Annotated in this window: 11 protein-coding genes; 7 read left to right on the top strand and 4 right to left on the bottom strand. The window is 40.8% G+C overall.

What is annotated here, in order from left to right; translation table 11 throughout:
* Positions 1-473 precede the first annotated feature (473 nt).
* The 5 genes from AC2D3N_RS10315 to AC2D3N_RS10295 all read left to right on the top strand — a co-directional run bounded on the left by AC2D3N_RS10315 (position 474) and on the right by AC2D3N_RS10295 (position 11,189).
* Positions 474-5,870, top strand: a complete 5,397-nt coding sequence (locus AC2D3N_RS10315; RefSeq protein WP_484693545.1) for a trifunctional serine/threonine-protein kinase/ATP-binding protein/sensor histidine kinase — start codon at positions 474-476, stop codon at positions 5,868-5,870.
* Positions 5,871-6,067: 197 nt separating this feature from the next.
* Positions 6,068-7,363, top strand: a complete 1,296-nt coding sequence (locus AC2D3N_RS10310; protein ID WP_079678917.1) for a glycosyltransferase family protein — start codon at positions 6,068-6,070, stop codon at positions 7,361-7,363.
* Positions 7,364-7,453: 90 nt separating this feature from the next.
* Positions 7,454-8,941 carry a site-2 protease family protein gene (locus AC2D3N_RS10305; RefSeq protein ID WP_484693544.1) on the top strand — a complete coding sequence of 496 codons (1,488 nt, stop codon included), beginning with the start codon at positions 7,454-7,456 and terminating at the stop codon, positions 8,939-8,941.
* 31 nt (positions 8,942-8,972) lie between these two features.
* Positions 8,973-9,290 carry a DUF3067 family protein gene (locus tag AC2D3N_RS10300; RefSeq protein WP_079678921.1) on the top strand — a complete coding sequence of 106 codons (318 nt, stop codon included), beginning with the start codon at positions 8,973-8,975 and terminating at the stop codon, positions 9,288-9,290.
* A 135-nt stretch (positions 9,291-9,425) separates the two neighbouring features.
* Positions 9,426-11,189, top strand: coding sequence for a serine/threonine protein kinase (locus AC2D3N_RS10295; RefSeq protein ID WP_484693543.1), 1,764 nt, complete (start codon positions 9,426-9,428; stop codon positions 11,187-11,189).
* Positions 11,190-11,230: 41 nt separating this feature from the next.
* On the opposite strand, the gene AC2D3N_RS10290 is transcribed toward AC2D3N_RS10295, so the two are convergent.
* Together AC2D3N_RS10290 and AC2D3N_RS10285 are read right to left on the bottom strand one after the other, a co-directional pair.
* A complete protein-coding gene (locus AC2D3N_RS10290; protein ID WP_484693542.1) occupies positions 11,231-11,881 on the bottom strand; it encodes a TapB family protein in 651 nt (216 codons plus the stop codon).
* A gap of 238 nt (positions 11,882-12,119) precedes the next feature.
* A complete protein-coding gene (locus AC2D3N_RS10285; protein ID WP_234996672.1) occupies positions 12,120-12,671 on the bottom strand; it encodes a hypothetical protein in 552 nt (183 codons plus the stop codon).
* Between the two features lie 211 nt (positions 12,672-12,882).
* Here AC2D3N_RS10285 and AC2D3N_RS10280 point away from each other — a divergent pair, with 211 nt between their 5' ends.
* Positions 12,883-13,068 carry a hypothetical protein gene (locus AC2D3N_RS10280; protein WP_484693541.1) on the top strand — a complete coding sequence of 62 codons (186 nt, stop codon included), beginning with the start codon at positions 12,883-12,885 and terminating at the stop codon, positions 13,066-13,068.
* A gap of 518 nt (positions 13,069-13,586) precedes the next feature.
* On the opposite strand, the gene AC2D3N_RS10275 is transcribed toward AC2D3N_RS10280, so the two are convergent.
* Both AC2D3N_RS10275 and AC2D3N_RS10270 read right to left on the bottom strand, forming a co-directional pair.
* Entirely contained in the window at positions 13,587-13,952 is a 366-nt protein-coding gene (locus tag AC2D3N_RS10275) for a clan AA aspartic protease (RefSeq protein ID WP_079678929.1), read from the bottom strand.
* Positions 13,949-14,224, bottom strand: coding sequence for a hypothetical protein (locus tag AC2D3N_RS10270; protein ID WP_026796558.1), 276 nt, complete (start codon positions 14,222-14,224; stop codon positions 13,949-13,951). The genes AC2D3N_RS10275 and AC2D3N_RS10270 overlap by 4 nt, the downstream gene beginning before the upstream one ends.
* A 190-nt stretch (positions 14,225-14,414) precedes the next feature.
* Between AC2D3N_RS10270 and AC2D3N_RS10265 the strand changes: the two genes are divergently transcribed.
* Positions 14,415-20,597, top strand: coding sequence for a translocation/assembly module TamB domain-containing protein (locus AC2D3N_RS10265; protein ID WP_484693540.1), 6,183 nt, complete (start codon positions 14,415-14,417; stop codon positions 20,595-20,597).
* Positions 20,598-20,609 lie beyond the last annotated feature (12 nt).

Genomic DNA, 20,609 nt, shown 5'->3' with positions numbered 1-20,609 from the left:
TTCTCCCCAAGCGTGAATTCGGGTATGCCCTACCCTATTCGCAGTGAGCCTGTCGAACTGCTGCGAGTTCTTTTTTACTTGAAAACTGTTCGTCTAGCTCCCATGAATCTTTTACCCACTGCTGGGGGAAAACTAGAACTGTGCAGTAGAACCCTATAGATTCAATTGTCAAGGTGAGCGCGTTTTGCCGTTAGGCGACTAGGTTTTTAGACAGGTTGTTTACCTTTTCCTGTTACCGTAAATGGTAGCATAAATCCATGAGAATATTCACGGGGAATAAATTCCCTTGGGTCGCTTTTCATCTGGTGGGCTGAAGCCTCTGAGTTTTCAATCTCCCAGACTTTTTTTATAAAATTCTAATAAAACTACCAAAAAATCAAGTAAACAGCCATCAATTGTGAAAAAATTAATCACAAAACTTTATTAAATACACATTTAACTAACCTCACATTAATCAATTTTTAAATACAGCTATGGATCACTCCCTAAAAAACGGCAACCCTCACACAACCGTTCAAATTCTTGACTATCAAATTGTCGAAACAGTTTATTCAGGAAGTCGCACTTTAGTTTATCGGGCTATTCGTAACAGTGACCAATTATCTGTGATCATTAAACGGCTGAAAAACGATTATCCCACCTTTAGCGAATTGGTACAGTTTGGCAATCAATACACGATTACTAAACATCTCAAATCCCCTCTAATCATCGAAACCTATAGCCTAGAAGTTTACAAAAATGGCTATGTGTTAGTCATGGAAGATTTTGGGGGGATGTCTCTGCAAGAATGGGTAGTTAAAGGGAAAAATATCCTCTCTTTAAGTGATTTTTTACAGATAGCAATTACCCTTTGCAATATCTTAGATATACTCTACCGAGAGCGGATTATTCATAAAGATATTAAACCCAGTAATATTTTAATTAATCCCGAAACCAAACAAATAAAATTAACTGATTTTAGTATTGCTTCCTTGCTGCCTAGAGAAACACAAATACTGCTTAATCCTAACGTATTAGAAGGAACACTGACCTATATTTCTCCCGAACAAACCGGACGAATGAATCGGGGAGTTGACTATCGAACTGACTTTTATTCATTAGGTGTAACTTTCTACAAATTACTCACAAAAAAATTACCTTTTCAATCCAATGACCCGATGGAGTTAGTCCATTGTCACATTGCCAAAGTACCACCCTTAGTCCATAAAATCAATTCAAAAATTCCCCAGGTACTCTCGGAAATCGTTAATAAATTGATGGATAAAAATGCAGAAGACCGCTATCAAAGTGCTTTAGGGCTGAAATATGATTTAGAAAATTGTTTAACTCAACTGCAAGAAACGGGTAAAATAAAAACCTTTAAAATTGGACAACGGGATCTGTGCGATCGCTTTTTAATTCCCGAAAAACTCTACGGTCGAGAACCAGAAGTAACTCAACTCTTAGCAGCTTTTGAAAGAGTCAGCACCGGAAACCCCGAAATAATGCTAGTTGCAGGTTTTTCTGGGATTGGGAAAACTGCCCTAATTAATGAAGTGCATAAACCCATTGTCCGTCAACGGGGTTATTTTATCAAAGGCAAATATGATCAATTCCAACGAAACATTCCCTTCAGTGCTTTTGTACAAGCTTTCCGTGATTTAATCGGACAATTATTATCAGAATCCCAGAGTCAACTGCAAACTTGGAAAACCCAAATATTAGCAGCAGTAGGAGATAACGGACAAGTCTTAATTGATGTGATTCCCGAATTAGAAAATATCATTGGTCAACAACCACCAGCACCGGAACTATCAGGAAGCGCCGCCCAACATCGGTTTAACCTCCTATTTTCCCAGTTTATGCAAGTCTTTACCAGCATTGAACATCCCTTAGTCATGTTTTTAGATGATTTGCAATGGGCAGATTTAGCGTCACTGAATTTACTCAAACTATTAATCCAAGATACCGGACATTTATTAATATTAGGAGCCTATCGAGATAATGAAGTTTACCCCGTTCATCCCTTGATATTAACCTTAGATGAAATCGGGAAAACCGGGGCGATTGTGAATACAATGACTTTGCTCCCTTTAAGTGAATCAGATCTAAATTGCTTAGTGGTAGATACACTGCATAGTGAATCATCTCTGACGCAACCTTTAACAAAATTAGTCCATCAAAAAACTCAAGGAAACCCCTTTTTTATCACCCAGTTTCTGAAAGCATTATATGATGAAAAACTGATTAGCTTCAATTGGGATATTTGGCATTGGCAATGTGATCTTTCCCAAGTCAAAGCCTTAGCAATTACCGATGATATCGTGGAATTCATGGCATTGCAATTACAGAAGTTACCAATAGAAACTCAGGAGGTAGTAAAATTAGCCGCTTGTATTGGAGCGCAGTTTGATTTAGCCACTTTAGCCATCGTTTCAGAAACCTCTCAATCTCTGACCTCAATGGCGGATAAACTATGGAAAGCCTTACAAGAAGGGTTAATTGTTCCGATTACGGAAGTCTATAAATTCTTTACCCAATCTGACGGGATTTCCAGCGTCAACCCCACTGCTAATGCCCATTATAAATTCCTGCACGATCGCGTCCAACAAGCGGCTTATTCCCTAATTCCCGACGACCAAAAACCCGCCCTGCATTTACAAATTGGTCAATTGCTATTAGCTCAAACCGCACCGGAGCAACTCGATGAGAAAATTTTTGCCATTGTTAGTCAATTTAACCTAGGCCTCGACCGAATAACTAACACCGAACAACGAGATCATCTGGCTAATCTAAATCTGATAGCGGGGCGAAAAGCCCGACTCTCGGCGGCTTACCCGGCATCAGCCCAATATTGTGACCTGGGGCTACAACTGTTAGACACTGACAATTCTGATCCCTGGAAAAGACAGCCGATTCTCACTTTAGAATTGCATACCGAAGCCGCTAATTCAGCCTGTCTGATTGGGGAATTTGAGCGGGTAGAGGCTTGGGTAAAAGCAGTTCTCCAGCATACCTCCAGCCCCCTAGAACAGGTCAAAATTTTAGAAATTCAAATTCAATCCTTAATCGCCCAGAATCAATTATCAGAGGCTATTCAGGTCGCCCGCACAACCCTGAAACAGTTGGATGTGGAGTTACCCGCCCATCCCACCCCAGACATGATTCCAGAGGCTCTGGAGGCCATTGGCGAGGGACTCAGGATTGAGAATGTGATGAATTTACCCCCGATGAGCGATCCTAAACATCTGGCTGCGATGAATATTCTTAGCAGTATGGCCTCGGCTGCCTACATGGGTTCCCCAGAACTTTATCCGTTAATTGTCCTCAAACAAATTGAGTTATCCCTGGAGTTTGGCAATGCAATTCAAACCCCCTATGCCTATTCCACCTATGGACTAATTCTTTGTGCCTATGGGGGAGAAATTGTCGCTGGAAATCGGGCGGCGGATATTGCGATCGCCTTGATGGAAACCTTGAAAGCATCGAGTTTTAAAGCCAAAATTATCAATTTAGTTTATCCCTTTGTGCGGATTTGGCAACAGCCGATTCACACGGTATTGATGCCTTTAATTGAAGGTTATCAAGCGGGTTTGGCATCGGGAGATTTGGAGTTCGCAGCCTACTGTGTCCATAACCGATGTGAGCTTGCTTATGCGACGGGAAATGAACTGCTCCAACTCCGGGAAGAAATGCAAACCTATGGCGAGGCGATCGCCCAACTCAATCAAACAACCGCTCTGAACTTTCATCAAATTCATCAACAGGCCGTCTTAAATTGGACGGGTGAAGCCGATGATCCGCAGCAACTCGTGGGCAGCGCTTACGATGAAACCACCCGATTTCCTCAACATCAATTAGCTGGAGATACCTACTCCATCGGCAGTGTTAATGCCCATAAATTGGTTCTAGCTTACCATTTTGGCCAACCAGAAAACGCCCTAGAAAGGGCAGAAATTGCCGAGAAAACTATTGGTAGTATTATTGGGACGGTGTTCTATGGCGTGTTTTATTTCTATCATGCCCTGACGTTACTGGCTAATACCAAGACCTTGCCCATCAGTGAAGCGGTGACTCAGGATCTGGATCGGCTGATCAACTGGGCGACTCTAGCACCGATGAATTTTGCCCACAAATGTGATTTAATTCGGGCGGAACAGGAGCGGATTTTAGGTCACAAAGCCGAGGCGATCGAATTTTATGATCGGGCGATTGCCGGGGCTAAAACCCATGGCTTTATTCAAGAAGAAGCACTGGCCAACGAACTCGCCGCCAGGTTTTATTGGGAATGGGACAAACAGAAAATCGCCGCCGGATATATGCAAGAAGCCTACTACTGCTATGCCCGTTGGGGAGCCAAAGCTAAAATTGCTAATTTAGAACAATCCTATCCCCAACTCCTAACACCCATCCTGCAACAACCTCGGGTTATGGACTCTGTTCAGGAAACGATCACCGGGGGAACGATTTCTGGGACTAAAACCTCCACCAGTATCTCTGAAGCCCTAGATTTGGCAACTTTGATCAAAGCCTCTCAAGCGATTTCTCGGGAAATTGAACGGGATCAATTAATCACTACTCTCCTAAAAATGGTGATTGCTAATGCCGGAGCGAGTAAGTGTGTGTTACTACTTAAACAAGATAGTTCGTTAGAATTAGTTGCTTTGGTAGAGGAGGGAAAACCACCGCAACTCTTACCCTCAATTCCCCTAGAATCAAGTTTAGATGTAGCAATTAGTTTAGTTAATACCGTTGAGCGAACCAGGGAACCTTTAGTATTAGCTAATGCGGCGATAAATTACCGATTTATTGCTGATTCTTATATTCACAAATATCAGCCAAAAAGTATCCTTTGTAGCCCGATTTTGAATCAGGGAAATTTGATTGGAGTTTTATATCTGGAAAATAATTTGACGATCGGAGCATTTACCCGTGATCGGGTTGAACTTCTGAATTTAATCTGTACTCAGGTGGCAATTTCTCTGGAAAATGCCCGACTGTATGAGCGAGAACAGCAAAAATCCCAAGCCTTGGAAGACGCACTAAACGATCTGAAAAACGCTCATTTACAACTTGTACAAAATGAGAAGATGTCGGCTTTGGGTAATTTGGTTGCGGGTGTTGGTCATGAAATGAATAATCCTTTAGGGTTTATTTATGCTAGTCTACAACAAGCTAAACCGACTTTTTTTGACCTAGTTGAACATTTAAAACTCTATCAACAAACTTTCCCAAATCCTGGTGCAGAAATTCAACGCCATGCCGAAGAAATTGACTTAAATTCTAGTTTAGAAGACTTGCCAAACATATTAAATTCCATGGTAATGGCTTGCGATCGCCTGAAAAATATTAGCACTTCGCTCCGCACTTTTTCCCGGGCTGATCGAGATTACAAAGTACCATTTAACATTCATGAAGGGATTGATAGTACAATTTTAATTCTGAAACATCGCCTCAAAGCTAACGAAAAACGTCCGGCAATTGAAGTAATTACTAACTATGGTGATTTACCCAAAATCAATTGTTTTCCAGGTCAACTGAATCAGGTATTTATGAATATTTTGGCCAATGCGCTCGATGCTTTAGATGAGTCAAATACCCATCGCAGTTTGGCAGAAATTCAGGCAAATCCTAATCGGATTACCATTACAACTGCTTTAGTAGATAACCAAGTGAAGATTAATATTGCTGATAATGCTCAGGGGATGACTGAAGATGTTAAACAAAAAATATTTGACCATTTATTCACAACGAAATTAGTGGGGAAAGGGACAGGTTTAGGACTAGCGATCGCCCGTCAAATTGTGGTAGAAAAACATGGGGGAGAGATTCAAGTCAATTCCGTCTTAGGTGAAGGAACTGATTTTACCCTCATTTTAGCAGCCAAGTGATTAGGCATTCTAAAATTGTAGGGGTAAGTTCGACCCAATCTGACACATCCTCTGTTAACCTTTTATTCTGATTAATAAATCAAGGAGCCGCCACGGCGTTGATTTTTCTGTAAAAAATTCTATCCTTTTTTGTCATTGAGTGTTAGCATAGATGGACTTTGTAAGTCGCTGGCTATCTTGGGAGTTGGGTCACCATAATGGACTATAAACAAGAATTAATTACCACAATTCACGACTTTGGTTGCGATCTCGACTTATTAGAAGCCCGACTTATCCAACTTTGTGAAACTTGCCCCACGGCGGTCTTGATTCCAGCCCTATACGAAGAACTGGAAAGACCCGCTCTGACCCGGATTCGAGATTGCCTCAAAGACTGTCATTTCGTTAATACCATTGTGGTCTGTTTGTATGCAAAGACCTTAGAAGAATATACAAAAGCGGTTCATTTTTTTAGTGTTCTACCCCAACCTACCCTGGTGATTTGGGAAAATAGCCCAAGAGTCAACCAACTTTTAGAAAAATTGCGAGAAAAAGGCCTAGACCTGATGAGCTTCAAAGGCAAGGGTCGGGCGGTTTGGATTGGTTTGGGGGTGGTATCCCTGCAAGCCGAAGTGATTGCCCTGCACGATGCTGATATTATTACCTACGATAAATCCTATCCCCTGAAACTATTATTTCCCCTGCTGGAAAAAGAACTAGGGATTTCCTTTAATAAAGCCTATTATGCCCGATTGGGCGGCGAACCTAGAAGTTTCCATGGTCGGGTGATGCGTCTATTTGTCACCCCGTTATTGGTGGCACTGATGGATTTATATGGCTATAACAATTATCTGCGCTATTTAAGTGCCTATCGTTATCCCCTATCTGGAGAATTTGCCCTAACCAATGATATCGCCCTTAATACTCGAATTCCCAGCAATTGGGGCCTAGAAATTGGTTTATTAGCGGAGGTTTATCGCAATGTTGTTCCCCAAAGAATTGCTCAAATTGATTTAGGTAACTTCGACCATAAACATCAAACTATTGGTCAATCTCCCACCGAAGGATTACGCAAAATGTGCGCTGATATTCTGCGGTCGATTTTGCGTACCTTAATCGAAACCGAACGGGTGGTGGTGACTAGGGAACAAATTCATACCTTGCGAATTAAATTCAAACGGGAAGCCCAGGATTTTACCCGCCAATATTTTGTCGATGCTCGGTTTAATAATATGCAGTATGACCGTCATCACGAAGAAGCGATTATTGATGTCTTTGAAAAAGTGATCGCCGAAGCGGGTCAGGAATTCTTTCAAAATCCGGTCACGGCTGAAATTCCCGACTGGACAAGGGCTTTGGCCGCCATGCCCGCCCTGCGAGAACAACTGCGCGAAGCAACCCGCCGAGATATGGCAGAAGCTAAAGCAATTTTAGCGACAAATCCCGATTTCATTTCCCAGGGGGATATCAATACCCACCCCAAAGACCTAGATATCATTCCGACAATGCCTTGATTACTGGTCTGATTGGAGTTGGGTGGAATGGACTGGGCTACAATGAATTCTCAAGGTGATCGCCTTTCAAGCTCAAAATCAAGGTCAATAATGTTTACTGCATCTGATAACACCACTATTCTCGTCCTCCTTGTAGCCCTGGGTATCCTGGGTTGGGGGTATTATCGAGCCTTGCCTTATGGGAAACTGGGTTTGTTGTCCTGGTTGCAATCGGTGGCCTTAATGTCTCCTGGGTTACTGTTTTTCTGCTTGGCGGCGGCGGGAATTTACCTCAATTTGGTGAGTCTTTTATTTTTATTCGTGGCTTCGACCGGATTATATATTATGATTGGCCGACGACTTAGGGAAGTGGCGAATCAAGATTCGGTCTCTGGGCCGAAACCCGAACTGTCAGAAAATCCACCCCCCCGGTCGCCGGAGCCTCAACCTTCCCCAACCTCCGATCCGGTTTTGAACCTGCGCTCGGTGCCATTATCCCCAGAAGACCTGAAAATTATTCAGGGTATTTTTGGCATTGATACCTTTTTTGCCACGGAAACCATTCCCTATCAAGACGGGGTGATTTTTAAAGGAAATCTTCGCAGTGATCCAGAAATTGCTTATCAACAATTATCGGCAAATTTAAAAAAAAGAATTGGCGATCGCTTACGATTATTTTTAGTAGATAATCCCGATGGCAAACCCGTTGTGATTGTTCTACCCCAGACGAATGAACCCTTAACCACTTCAATTCCTCAAAAAATTTTAGCGATTATTTTATTTTTAATGACGGTAGGAACAATTTTTGAAGCGGGGGGTTTATTATTAGGATTCGATTTTTCTGAAAATTTAACCCGTTACCCGGAAATTATCCCCATCGCCCTCGGAATTTTAGCGGTTTTATTTCTCCATGAAATCGCCCATCAAGTAATAGCAAAACGTTATGATATTAAGTTTAGTTGGCCGTTTTTTATTCCTACGGTTCAAATCGGAAGTTTTGGAGCCTTTAATCGCTTTGAATCCGTATTACCTAACCGGACGGTGTTATTTGATGTGGCTTTTGCTGGCCCGGCGGCCGCCGGAGCATTATCGTTATTCCTATTAATTACGGGGTTGTTTTTATCCCATCCAGGCAGTGCTTTTCAAGTGCCAACGGAATTTTTTCAGGGATCGGTCTTAGTCGGAACTTTATCCCGATTAATTTTAGGTTCCCAACTGCACCAAGCCAGCGTTGACGTGCATCTGCTAACCTTAATCGGTTGGTTTGGGTTAGTGATTACGGCTTTGAATTTAATGCCAGCCGGACAGTTAGATGGGGGACGAATGATGCAGGCGATTTATGGCCGGAAAATTGCCGGACGTTCAACTATTGCTACCTTTATTGTTTTAGCGATCGCTTCTTTATCTAATCCGTTAGCTCTTTATTGGGCCTTAGTAATTTTAATTTTACAACGAAATTTAGAAAGACCGAGTTCAAATGAATTAACTGAACCCAATGATACCCGTGCCGCCTTGGGATTATTGGTTTTCTTGTTGATGATTTTAACCCTGTTTCCCCTCACCCCCGCCTTAGCCACCGGGTTAGGAATTGGCGGTTAATGGATCTGTATTTAGGGAGTTAATCGCAACTATGACTGGTGAAGATATCCGTCAATTGTTATTAAATAAATGGGGAGTGTCCTACGATATTCAACTGCGCCGGACAAGGGGGAAAATATTTCTGCAAATTATGTGGAAATATTTGGAACAATTATCCTTTCCCCTGAATGAAGCCGATTATATCGCCCATTTGAATGCGATCGCTAACTATTTGAATAGTTGGGGAAGTACGGAACAGGTAAGACATTATATTCTAAATACCCGAGAAAAACCCCGTTTAGGAAAAGCCGTGAGTATTCCCCTCGATTTAGGAGGGAGATCTTCGGAATGGATGGTGGAGGAGTTCTAGTCTAACCCCTGGGGAGAGTTGGCGATCATCCCATAGAGGCGCTACAATCCCAGAACTGAAGGTAGACTGTGCTAAAACGATGGTTTCGTTCTGGTATGGGCGGATAATAAACGGTGGGGAGTTGGTGATTAAGCAATGAATCTAACGCAGGAAATGGTTCTCCAGAACGGCAAATATCGAATTGATGCGGTTCTTGGTCGCGGGGAGTTTGGTGTAACTTACCAAGGGACTCACCCCCTGACAAATCAAACGGTGGTGATTAAAACCCTCCATCCGAAATTCATGACCTCCGTTGATTTTCCCAAAATTAGGCGACAATTTATCACCTTTGCTCAGGGTTTAAGTCACTGTCACCATCCGAATATTGTGCGTGTCCTAGACCTATTTGAAGAACAGGGTTTACCCTATCTGGTAATGAGTTATATTCCTGGGAAAACCCTAGAAGAAACCCTACAATCGAGTCCCAGGCTATCGGTGGGTCAAGCCATAAACTATATTAGTCAGATTTCTGCGGCGTTGCGAAAACTCCATCAACAGGGTTTACTCCACTGTAATCTCCAACCCAAAAATATCCGATGTCATGGAAATACCCTCACCTTAGTTGATTTTGGTTTAACTAATGGCTTCATCCAGTATCACCCGGAGTTTCCCATCCGTAACCGGGTTTTATCCGTGGGTTACGCACCCCTAGAACATTATCTTCCCCATCAACAATTAACTCCGGCAACGGATATTTATAGTTTGTCGGCTACACTCTATTATTTATTAACGGGTGAACCGCCCTTAGAAGCCCCTCTACGAGTCAATGAAGCCACACAGGAGTTACTCAACGCGACTAAACCGAGTTTAAGGAGAATTCAACCCACCCTGAGTGTTGTGGTGGAAAGGTTGATCTATTGGGGATTAGAAATTGAACCTGCACGACGGCCTCAAAATGTCGATCAGTGGATCGCTTTTTTACCGATTGAAGCAACTACTACGGTAATTCAATCTCCTAATACTTTAATTCAACCTAATCCGGTTATTATCCCCCCTGAACCTGAACCTGTGGCGGTGAAACCTGTTGTGGAAACCCCCGTATTTGTAACCGTTACCCCGCCCCATCCCCAACCTAAAATTCCGCCTGTTCCTGTCTCAATTTCCCAATGGGAACCCGTAGAATATACCCCTTCTTTGGGTTTTTTAGTTCCGATTTTATTTTTAGTTACCTCTTTATTTTTTGGTTGGGTTGGTTTTGATTTGACCCGTCGTTATGGATATATTGTTAGTCAGAAAACCAAGATTCAGATCAATCATCCTTTTGCCAATTTAGATTCCACGGAACCGATGTTTGAAAATCCCTCCATTCAAACTCAAGCTCCAAGTGAAGTAGCCCCTCAACGTTCGGTTGAAGAACCCTTAGAAAATGGAGATTACCCAATACCAAAATCTGCGGATTTAGAAGCAAAAACCGCAGAAGAATCGCCCGTTGATCAATATAATAATTCTGGTGTTGTGGCTGAAACCCAGGAACAAAGTCCGTCAACGGATGAATCTAAAATAGATGAATATTTACTCTCTCCTTCCGAGGTGAAATCGGAACCTCCTACCACAGATTACTCGGTTTCTACTCCTGTTAATAGTTATTATGGTGATCCAACGGTTCAACCCGATATTCCAACTGACCCTAATTACTCTCAATCTGGGGCTGAAACTCTACCGCCAGAGGTTCCATCCGCCGCAGGAGGAGGTTATGTTTCTGAAGAATCTGCTCCTAATTACTACACAGAACCAACCCCTCCGGTAGAAGTACAATCTCCTATTCTTTCAGAAGAAACCGCCCCGATCAACTCCGCACCTAACGATGGAATAGAGCCTAGTCTTCCCTATTCTCCTTTAACTATTCCCTTGAAAAACTAGAAAATTATCAATGGGTTTTGAAGGAGCGATCGCCTCTTAATTTAATTAGGAGGAAAGGTATATTTTTCTAATTCCGTTGTCGTTTTTAAAGTGCCTTGATCATCAAAAATTTGCCATTTAATCGGCCCGATAAAGTTACCATACCAAGCCACTTTTTTAAAGGGTTTTCCGGCTTTGGTTCCCTCAATTTCTAGTTTAAACGTTGAAAATTTCCCGGCGGGAACTTCAATATCTTCTATTCCGACAACCCGATAATTTTCTTTAACTTCTGTGGTCATCACCGCAATTTCTTTACCCTCCCAAGTCCAACTATCCCCAGACGTAGGGGGATTTTTAAGGATAGTTTTGGCAGGTTCTAAGCGATATTCTGTGTTATTTCCTCCAAAAGTATATAGTTGTCGATGTTCTTTGACTAATCCACTGGGTTTGCTATACCAAATATAAAAGGGTGCAAATCCTAAATTATTTTCGGTTTTATAAAGGGTTGTTCCATCGGATTGCGTTTCTAATCCTTCAACTTTAATTGTTAGTTTAGACTGCTTCCCATCGGCTGTTTTTGCTTGATATTCCCACACTCCCCCCACAGGTAAAGGGAAATAGTCCGGGGGCGGTGTTTGGGCAAAACTTTTGAACCCGATCATCACTAGGACAATCGTTAGAAATAATCCCCAAAAGCGTTTTTGGTTTAACATAATTTTGAGTCTCCATACTCTAGGAATCTACCAATCTTTAGTCTTGATAGCCAGATTATATTGTCATTAAAATCCCTGGGTTTTCTTAACTTGACTTATCCCCTTCTATCCTATCAATATCATTGCTAATCGGACAACACAATCAAACTGGAAATCAAATAACATAAGGTTTTTCCGAGTTAATTCACTAACGCCAAACGTAGCGAATAACAGTCTCTTTCTCCTCAACCTTCGCACCCTATCGTATCAGCATCTCTTCAGTCCACAAAGGTTCGTTATAGTACACAGCATTAGGATCATCTCCAGACCAAGGAGGAGGAGGGTCGCCTCTTTTGCCGTCTCTACAGTCTTGGTGAGTAAATTGTCTCTCGATCCACTTCACAGGTTTGTCATCGCTAAAATGTGTTGCACCAACAAACTCACCTTGTTCAGTAAAAACCTCAACCAAGCTAGTGTCGTTATCCCAAGCATCCTCACTGACTCCTTGGTGAAATAGAAAAAAGAAGTTTTGCTCATCAATGGGAACTTTTATAAGAAACAGATGGGCAAAATTCCATTGAGAATACCAGAGGTGGCGAGCGAAAGCATCGGAAACAGATTGAGGAACATTTTGGTTGATTCTCTCGATTTCTACTTGCAAAGGACTTAGCTCTCCTAAAGTAACGCTTGCAATCCTTTCAAATGGTGGAGCGAACCCCTCACATCTCCCATACCAGATTGTTTCAAATAAGTGCACATGGTTCTCTTCGTAAAACTGCCTCACCACTAATCTCTGTGTTTCCAAATCCATAACTTCAAATTCTTCGAGCTTAACTCAGCACAAAAGTTATCTTCAACTGTTCAAGAGTTTGCAGTCTAACTATTTATTATACTGAAACTTTCTGTCTTATCAACCACTAGGGGACAAAAAGCCGAAATTTTCGGTATATTTGCCTCATAGAAAATAATAGGCAGAAACTTTCGGTATATTCTCCAATAGTGACCAAGAACTGCATCAAGATTTGCCAAAGGTAAATCCACCCCATTTAGTAGAAAAATTCGGTGATTTTGATGTTGAAACCCACATTCGGCAGATGGGGGCTAAATTTTCCACTAATTCTAAAAAATTGAAAACCTTTACAGTTTTTCGTTCAATTTCCGAGGCTTTATTATCAGATTGTATAGCTAATTTACCGTTATTTAACTAAACCAAAATAATTGTTATTTTTTCATAGAAATAGAATCCTCTTTTTTAACAAATTTGTATTTTATAACCAAGTTCGTTCCAGCCAAGAGTTCTCATCTTGACTCATAACTTAGATTTATTTACAACTATTTTCCCCTTTTTCTTTTTTGAGCTATTCCAATTATTATTCTACATTAAAAATAGCCCCAATTATTACATGACAGTCATTTGGGCTTTTATTTATTCCAATTTAATTGGAAATTCAATTGGCTTAAATATCTGCGGAATGTGGGTTTATGCCCCGATCACCTATATATTACTTAAGCTTTGCGATCGCTGATTACCTTTGGGGACTCAACAACGAAGCCGACCATCTTTGCTTGCCTAATCTTAGCTAGAAACAGATAACCTTAACGGACTTAGAGGTATTGGCATAACGACCAAGATAAGCGGTGGCAGATAACCTTTGCATCACAATCCAAATGTCTCGCCCGTCCGCTTCATCGACTTGTTAGCCTGCGTTTGTGCCGATGCTGAGGACTACAACTCATCAATCGTTATCAACCCACCTTCCGTAAATTGGATCACAAGCTCATGGCTATCCAATAAAGCAGTTCCAACTAGAGGTCGTCGCCCTGTCGCAAGTACACGAGCTTCTCGCTCCTCTCCGTTCCAGACAATAATTGCTCTATGAAGAGGCAACATCACTCGGCTGTTGTCTGCCAAATTCACACGGATATCGTATCTGAAGGGGAGATTCAGTAGTGCCACTGCTTCAGGTGGTAAACAAAGCTCATCGGTAAATCCTGTGTCTATCACGAATTCAATGGGGAAGTCAGCGCGATTAGGAATCCGAAATGGGATGGTAATAATCGGGTGTCCATCAGCCACAATCCCTGAAATCACTTGACTACACGCTCCATAACACCCCCACCAAAAGCGGCAGCAACGTTGTACCCAATTTTAATCCCAAAGAGTCGAGCATGGGGGTGCTTCTCGCTCAAGAAGTCAGCAGCGCGTAAGCCATTTGCATCAATCCTATAGTCACCTGTCTCAATGTCTATGATGACCATCTTGCCAATATTTTCTTCAACTTCCACTTCTTGGCGGATTCTGCTTTCGTACAGTTGCTCTGCACGTTGAGCAACTTCTTCGCGGCTTAAAAGGATAGCTTGCATAAGTTGACTCCCAATCGCTACATTACCTGTTCTAACCCCTCCATAATACCCTGCAAATCAATAGAATGGTCACTGCCAGACCTGTCAAGTATTATCTCTAAGGTGGGAGTCTTGTGGGTTTTGGAGCAGGTTCTCTAAGTCTGAATTACTTCTATAATATTGTGTTGATTCACTTAGAGCCAGATTTGAGATGCCTAATTCACCGAATCCCAATTCTGAATCGATAGTACGTCCCCGACGACGGTTAAAGCGCATCCTGATTTGGGGGGGTGTAGGATGCGGAATTACGCTGTTAACCGTGGGAACAACCGCTAGTTGGTTGATTAGATATCGGTTAGCCCCCATAATTAGTAATGTCTTAGAGGGGATACTACAACGGCCCGTTGATGTTGGCCCCCTTGAACGATTTACCCTGAATAGTATTCGTTTTGGTCATTCGTCCATCCCCGCCACAGCCACGGATACTGATAGGGGGGAAGCGACGGCGGTAGAGGTTCATTTCTCTGTTTTATCCTTGTTTAAACCCAAGGTTCAACTTGATATTACCATAGTTAATCCTAATATTTATATTGAACAAAATTCATCAGGAAACTGGATTGATACTCAACTTAAGTTAGATCCAAATCCTCCGGTTACATTGGTTTTTAGAACGATTGGAATTGAAAATGCTCAAATTAGTTTAACGCCCTACGCGCTTTTGAAAGCCAAAGAAAAGCCGATTGTCATTGCGGTGGATCAAATCAAAGCTAATTTAACCGAAGATCAGCAGCGGATTCAAGCGGATTTAAGGGGTAAATTTGCAGAAACAGGTACTTTTGCCATCAAAGGTGATGCTTTATTAGAAACAGGGAAAATTAATGCTCAAATTCAAGCCAATCATTTGGATTTAAGCCATTTAGCTTGGTTTATAGATACTCCTGGGATTTCGATCAAACAGGGAAAACTCAATACAAATTTAAACGTTAAATTAAATAACTATCAACCCTTAAATATCCGGGGAACGCTGAATTTAGATCAAGTTAAAGTTGCTGTTGATAGTCTTCCTCAACCCGTTAATTTGAGTCAAGCTAAATTGCGCTTTTCGGGAACTCAATTGATCATTGATCAGTTGAATACCACCATGGGAGATTTAGCACTGGGGTTAACTGGATCGGTTTTAACTAATTCTAACTTAGACTTGGCTAAAACTCAAGTTAATTTATTAGCAAATTTACAACCAGTTCAAGTTTCTACCCTACTAAAAACCGGAGAAACTATTCAGGGAAAACCTGTTACCCTTCCCTTTCCGGTAACGGGAGAATTGAAAGCTAATCTTAACTTAAAGGGAAATTTAAACGCCCCTCAAATTTCCGGGACTATCGCCACAACCCAAAAAACCTTATTAGATCGCGTTTATTTTGATACAATTCAAACGGATTTTAATATCTTAACTAAACTTGATCCAAATTTCAAGATTTCAGCTGATCCAATTATTGAAATTCAAAACCTATTAATTAAACCTTCCCTTGGGGGGTCAGTCGCAGGAAAAGGAGAAATTAAATTAGCAGGACTGACGGGGTTATTAGCACCCCCAATAAAACCTCAGCCTACGGTTGACCAAAAAACTTTGCCGAAATTACCCCCAAATCCCCAGATTTCACAACCTAAAACCGAACTTAATCCGATTGTTAAATTAGATTTTAATATTAATGATATTCCTGTGGACGCGATCGCTAAATCCTATGGATTTATCACCAGTTTTCAGATGGGAAACCTATCTGCAAATGGTCAAATTTCTGGGAATTTAGATAACTTAAAAGCCCAGACTCAATTCTCCTTACCTTCAGCTATTTATCCAATTTTAGGGGAAGCTCAATTTTCAGGAAATACGGCGAAAGCACAGATTAAAATTGCTGAAGGTAATCTTAATATTATTGCTCAACAAACTAATAATAACATTTGGAATGCTGAAGTCATAGCCAATCAACTTTCCCTGACTCCGTTAGTTGATTTGGGGCTATTATTTGCTGCAATTCCTGATGAGACTAAACAACAAATTCAATCCATTGATTTAACCGATGGTCAGTTAGATTTAGCCGCTAAGTTATCAGCAAATTTGCAAAATTTTTCCCTCAATAGCTTAAAAGCAGATAGTCAAATTCAACTTAACTTTCAGAATAGCACAATTAAGGCGATCGCCCAACTCCAAAACGGACTCCTACAAACGGATTTTTCTAGCAACAATTTAGCCCTACCTCGGTTAATTAATATTGGATTACCTTTTGCCAACTTAACCGATGATCTCACCTCCCAAATTCAGAGTTTAGATATCAGTCAAGGAACTTTACAAATTGATGGATCTCTATCGGGTAAAATCGATAATTTTAGCCCTAACAACTTTATAGGAAATGCGAAAACAGTCATTAATTTAGGTAAATTAGGGGGAATAATTACCGCCAATAATCAACTAAATCAGGGGCAATTTAAAGGACAATTTAATGCCAAAGAACTCCAGTTAAATCCTTGGATTAATTTGGGTTTACCCCTGGCTAATTTACCTGCAAACCTTCAGAATCAAATTCAGACCTTAGACTTTCGTAATAGTCGTTTAACCGGAGAAGGAAATGTTACCGGAAATTTAACTAATTTTAATCTTAATACTCTGATTGCTACGGGATTAGCACAGGTTAATTTAGGGAATTTTGGTGGAATTATTAACGCGGAAGGACAATTAGCCAATAATCAATTAACAGGTCAAGTAATCACCGCTCAAATTCCTCTACAACCCCTGATTAATTTAGGATTACCCTTGGCCAATTTACAACCTAGTTTAGTAGCTGAAATTAACGCCTTAAATTTCCCAGGCGGATTTCTACAAGGGTTAGCAAAATTCAAGGGAAATCTCACTAATTTTTCCCCAAATAACCTGATCGCTTTCCTCGATAGTCAAGTCAATTTAGGTAGAGATGGAGGAGTCATTTTAGCAACCGGAGAAACCCGCCAAGGACAATGGAAAACAACCCTTAAAGGAGATCAAATTGCTTTAGGTCGTTTCTCCCAATTAGTCGAATCTCAAATGCCAAATAGTTTACGTCAAAATGGACTATTACAGCAAGCTGAAAATATGCCTTTATTGCGAGGATTATTAAACACTGAAATCACCGGACAAGGAAATGTTGCCTCCTTTAATCCTAACACTATACAGGCATTAGGTCAATTAAGACTAACAGAATTACCGATTATTAAACAACCTTTTGAAGCCATTGCCAGTTGGAATGGTCGGGAAATTAATATTAAAAAAGCTGAAACCCAGGGATTTTCAACCGATGGCTTAATTGGAGTTGAATTTCAAGGAAATGGTATGCCCCAATTATCTAATTTAAACCTAAATGTTCGGGCTGATAATTTTGATTTACAATCTCCATTAGTTCAAAGTTTCTTAACTGCTTTACCCTTGGAAATTAGAAACGGAGATAGTCCTTTAGTGGCTGGAATTGTTGATTTTAATGGTAAGTTAACTGGAACTCCTTCTGCTTTAAACCTAAACGGAAATTTAAGATTAAATAACTTTGCAGTTCGAGATGTCACCTTTGAATCTATTCTAGCAGGAACTGTGAATATTATTCCAAATCAAAAGGTTAATATTGCCTTGGCGGGAGAACGGGATAAAATAGAATTAGCTTTAGATGATCAATATTTGCCTACTTCGTTTTTAGTAAAACGGAATGATAGTCTATTGGTCGGAAATTCCCAAGGGAATAATTTAGAGATTAATTTAGACGACTTTCCTCTACAAACTTTAAGTTTATCTCCCTTAGCTGAACTAGATATTGGACAATTAAAAGGCATGGCATCGGGAAAATTAACCGTCTCTAATTTAGCTAGTTTTGATATTAATAAAATAGGGGTAGTCGGAAATATTGCAGTTCAGAAACTAATTTTAGGTCATATTGAAACCGATTTATTCTTAGGAAATTTTAGTTATCAAAATGGGATTGCTAAGTTAACCGATGCTGAACTGAGCAAAGGAATAACTCAGATTTTTATTCAAGGTCAAGCCAATCTTTCTGATATTTTAGCGAGTCTTTCTACACCTCAAACCCCAAATTCATCCCCCGTGCCAAATCAATTTGAAGGTACAATTAAAATCACTCAAGGAAGTTTACAGGATATTTTAACCGCCCTAAAAATCTTTAATTTAGCAGATTTTGGCAGGGGATTAACTCCTCCAAACTATGGAATAGCCGCCGATGTAAAGCCTGTTCCCGTCGGTTTACCCCCTACTGCTACGTTATTTGAACAGTTACAACGCCTAGAAGAAATTAGACGAATCCTACAAGAATCCCTGGCAGAAATCGCGGCGGAGCCCTTACCTCCTTTACAGGATTTAGATGGAAAATTTACCGGGGAAATGGCATTTCAAGGTTCAATTCCAGGGGGAATTAATGCAACAGCAACCATCAAAGGTCAAGATTGGAATTATGGCAGATATACCGCCGATCAGTTTTTATTAGAAGCTAATTTTGCAGATAATGTAGTGCGAGTTGAACCCATACAATTGCGTGCTGGATCGGCATTATATGATTTTCGCGGACAGTTGAATTTAGCTAATCAACAAACATCAGGTCAGTTTCGGGGCAAAAATATCCGCTTAGAAGAAATTGAAAAAATTGTTGATTTGCCGAATGTGGATTTAACCGGACAATTGAATGTGCGGGCGAGTATTGCTGGAACTTTAGAGAATCCCCAATCATCGGGGGAATTAACCTTATTAGAAGCAACGGTTAATGATGAACCAATTCAAGAAGCGCAAAGCAGTTTTAGTTATAATAATTCTCGACTAAGATTTGGCGGGAGTTTGTTAGTTACCGAAACCGATCCGATTAATTTTAGAGGGACTTTACCTTTTCAATTACCCTTTGCAACAGTTTCCCCAGAAAGTGATGTAGTGGATGTTCGAGTTGATATTAAAGATCAAGGATTAGCGGTGATCAATTTGCTCAATCCTGAATTAAATTGGCAGGAAGGAAAAGGATTAGTTCAATTAAGAATTAGTGGTAGTTTACAACAACCAGAAACTGGAGGAATTAAACTCGATCTGAAACCAGAAGGATTATTTAAAATCCAAGATGCCGTTTTAATTGCTCGCAGTTTAGAACAATCAATTGTCGGATTAAGTGGAACAGCTATATTTATCGGCGATCGCATTCAAGTAAAAGATATTCAAGGAGATTTACAAGGAGATAAAGGAACCGGACATATCCGGTTAAGTGGTGTTTTACCCGTGTCTCGTCCCTTAGATGAAAATGACCCAGATCTGCAAACTCCTCTACAATTAGACCTGGAAAAACTAACACTTAATTTACCCGAACTCTATAAAGGAAATGCTGATGGTGCTATTCTTCTTACAGGAACATTATTGAAACCAAAATTAGGAGGAGAAGTCATATTAAGTCAGGGAAAAGTGACCTTACCTTCGCAAGAAACCGCTAAATTACCCACAGATACTACGAATACAACTCAACCTTCTGTGGATGTCAGTTTGAACGGATTAAAACTGACTTTAGGTGACAATATTCAAGTCATGACTCCCCCGATTTTAAATGCACCTTTAATTAATTTTAATGCCCAAGGAACGATTGAATTAAATGGAAGTTTAGCCAGTCTTGATGATATTCGTCCTCAAGGAACGATTGAATTAACCGGGGGGCAAGTGAATCTTTATACCAGTCAATTAAGGTTAGATCGAGGTTATCCCCAACGGGCAATATTTGTCCCTTCAGAGGGATTAGATCCAATTTTAGATGTCCGTTTAGTCACCCGTGTTCCTGAAACTTTAAGGTTTGTTTCTCCCCCTTCAGCGTTTCCGGCGGAACAAACGGAAGCCTTAAGTCCTTCTCGATTTGGAACCGTTAGGACGATCCGAATTACCGCAATTGTTCGCGGCCCAGCTTCGGAAATTAATGATATTATTAAGTTACAAAGTTCTCCGTCCCGTTCTCAAAATGAATTGGTTGCTTTATTAGGTGGAAGTGTAATTCAAGGCATCCAAGATGATAGTACATTAGTATTAGCAAATATTGCCAGTACCGGATTATTTGGTAAACTCCAACAGAATGTGATTAACGCCACGGGATTAACGGAATTTAGGATTTATCCCTCGCGGGTAGCTGAACGCGGTTCTAAGGGCACAGCTTCCGCTTTAGGAGTTGGAATTGAAGTGGGTTTAGATGTGACTGATAATGCTTATGTTTCCTTGAGTCGGGTTTTAGCCGCTGATCAACCGTTTCAATTTAATATTAATTATCGCCTCAATGATAATATACTGTTGCGGGGAGTTACAAATTTTAGGAATGAAAGTGAAGTTCGGTTTGAGTATGAAACGAGATTTTAAGGAGTTTTGATG

This window comes from Planktothrix sp. PLAVEN19ND (assembly GCF_057220675.1).
The sequence above is the reverse complement of the archived record's forward strand: the minus strand, read 5'-3'. Positions and strand labels throughout refer to the sequence as shown.